Annotated in this window: 1 protein-coding gene; it reads right to left on the reverse strand. The window is 71.4% G+C overall.

Annotated elements, in window-relative coordinates:
- On the reverse strand, window positions 1–2,883 hold a 2,883-nt coding region (locus tag NA4_RS37835), incomplete at both ends, for a non-ribosomal peptide synthetase (RefSeq protein ID WP_157129571.1).

Here is a 2,883-nt window from a genome sequence, read left to right on the forward strand (position 1 = left end):
AGTGGACGGCGCGCGGAACACCTTGGCCTCGAACACCGGCGCGGGCAGCGCATTGCGATCCAGCTTGCCGGAGGCGTTCAGCGGGAACGCCTCCAGCACCACGAATGCCGAGGGCACCATGTAGGACGGCAGCTGCGCGGACAGGCGCGCACGCAACTGCTCGACGTCCACTGTCGCGCCGTTCGCGGGCACCACATAGCCGACCAATTGGTCACCGATGTGCGCTTCGGATCGCACCAGCGCGACCGACTGCGCAACGGATTCATCTGCGGTGAGCGCGGTTTCGATCTCGCCGAGCTCGATACGCAGACCGCGCAGCTTCACCTGGAAGTCGGTGCGGCCCAGGTACTCGATGGCGCCGGTGGCGTCCCGGGTGACCAGGTCACCGGTGCGGTACATGCGTGCGCCGCGCGCGCCGAACGGGTTGGCCACGAAGCGATCCGCGGTCAGATCGGCGCGGCCGACGTAGCCGCGGGCCAGCTGGTCGCCTGCGAGGTACAGCTCGCCCGCGACGTTCGGCGGCACCGGATGCAGGCGCGCGTCCAGCACGTACGCCTGCGCGTTCCACACCGGCAGGCCGATCGGCACGGCGCCGTCCACCTGGTCGGCGACCGGGCCGTGCGTGGCGTGCACGGTGAACTCGGTGGGGCCGTACAGGTTGTACAGCGCGGCGCCGCTCACCCGCCGGATAGCCATGACCGCGTCGGCTGTGAAGGCCTCACCGGCGACGAACAGGGTCCGCAGCGAGGCGAGCGCGTCCGCGTCGGCCGGGTCGACGCCGCCGGCGAAGACGGTCAGCATGGACGGCACGAACGAGGTCATGGTGACCCGCTCGGCCGCGATCACCTCGGCCAGGTACTGCGGGTCGCGGTGCCCGTCCGGGCTCGCCACCACGATGCGGCCGCCGGTGCTCAGCGGGCCGAACAGCTCCCAGACCGAGACGTCGAAGGTCGCGGGGGTCTTGAACAGCACGACGTCGTCCGCGCCGATGCCGTATTCGCCGGTGATCCAGCGGATCTGGTTGACCACCGCGGCGTGCGACACCGCAACACCCTTCGGGCGGCCGGTGGAGCCGGAAGTGAAGATCACGTACGCCGGATGCTGCGGACGCAGCGGCGCGATCCGCTCGGCGTCGGTGATCGGCGCGTCGGAGTATCCGGACAGCTCCAGCTCGTCGACGCGCAGCGTGGCGCGGCCCGCGCCGTCGAACGCGTCCCGCGCGGTGGTGAGCACACAGACCGGGTCGGCCGAATCCAGCACGTAGCGCACGCGCTCGGCGGGCTGGTCCAGATCCAGCGGCACGTAACCGCCACCGGCCGCGTGCACCGCGTAGGCCGCGACGACCAGATCCACCGACCGGCGCATGCCCAGCGCGACCAGCGCCTCCGGGCCGACACCCGCCTCGATCAGACGACGCGCCAGCTGCCGCACGCGGGAGGCGAAATCAACATAGGCCAGAGACGTTCCGGTGGCCGGATCGACAACGGCGACCGCGTCCGGTGTGGCCGCTGCCTGGGCGGCGAACTCCTCGACCAACGTACTCGCCGGGCCGAGATCACGGACAGTGGCGTTCCAGCCGCGCAGCGCCTGCGCGGTCTCCCGCTGGTCCAGCAGCGCGATATCGCCGACGACCACGGACGAATCCGCGGCGACCGCGGTCAGCATGCGCACGAAACGCTCGGCGAACGTGCCCGCGAACGCGCCGTCGAAAAGGTCGGTGGCGTAGACCAGCTCGGCGTCCATCACCGTCTCGGCGCCGGGCACCTCGCTGAGGGTGAGCTGCACGTCGAACTTCGCCGTCGGCTGGTCGATGCCCAGCTCGGAGACGGTCAGGCCGGGCAGCTCCAGCGCGGTGCGGCCCAGATTCTGGAACGACAGCATCACCTGGAACAGCGGATGCCGCGCCTGCGATCGGGCCGGGTTGAGCACCTCGACCAACCGCTCGAACGGCACGTCCGCGTGCGCGAACGCCTGCAGGTCGCGCTCGCGGACCTGGGCGAGCAGGTCGGCGAACGACTCGGCGGTGTCCACCCGCGCGCGCAGCACCAGGGTGTTGACGAACATGCCGACCAGATCGTCGAGCGCCTGCTCGCCTCGCCCGGCGACCGGGATGCCGATGGCGACGTCGTCGGAGCCGCTCAACCGGGCCAGCAGCGCGGCGAAGGCGCTGTGCACCACCATGAACAGCGTGGTGCCGTGCGCATGCGCGACCCGGTTCAGCTCATCGATCAGCTCGCCTGGCACGCGGAAGCGATGGGTGCCCGCCCGGTAGGACGCGACGGCGGGCCGCGGCCGGCCCGACAGGCGCAGCTCGTCCGGCAGACCGGCGAGCGCGCCGCGCCAGTAGTCGAGCTGCTCGGAGATCAGCGAGGTCGGATCGTCCTCGGAGCCGAGGGTGTCGCGCTGCCACAGCGCGAAGTCCACGTACTGCACCGCCAGCGGCGGCCAGCCCGGCTGCGCCGCCGAGGTCCGCGCCACGTAGGCGGTCATCAGGTCGCGCACCAGCGGACGCATCGAGAAACCGTCGGCGGCGATGTGGTGCACCACCACGACCAGGACGTAGTCGTCCGGCGCGAGCCGGTAGGCGCGCAGCCGCACCGGCGGTTCGGTGGTCACGTCGAAACCGCGCTCGACGAAGGCGTACAAGGCGCCGAGCAATTGCCCCTCGGCCACCTCGACCACGTCCAGCTCCGGAATCGCCTTGGTCGCGGGCAGCACCCGCTGATAGGCGACGCCGTCGCGCGACGGGTAGACCGTGCGCAGCGATTCGTGCCGCGCGATCACGTCGGCGATCGCGCCGCGCAGCGCGTCCAGATCCAGCGCGCCGTCCAGCCGCACCGCGGCGGGGATGTTGTCGGCGGCGGAGTCGGCGTCGAAGCGGTT

Source organism: Nocardia amamiensis NBRC 102102, from assembly GCF_001612745.1.
Lineage (GTDB): Bacteria > Actinomycetota > Actinomycetes > Mycobacteriales > Mycobacteriaceae > Nocardia > Nocardia amamiensis.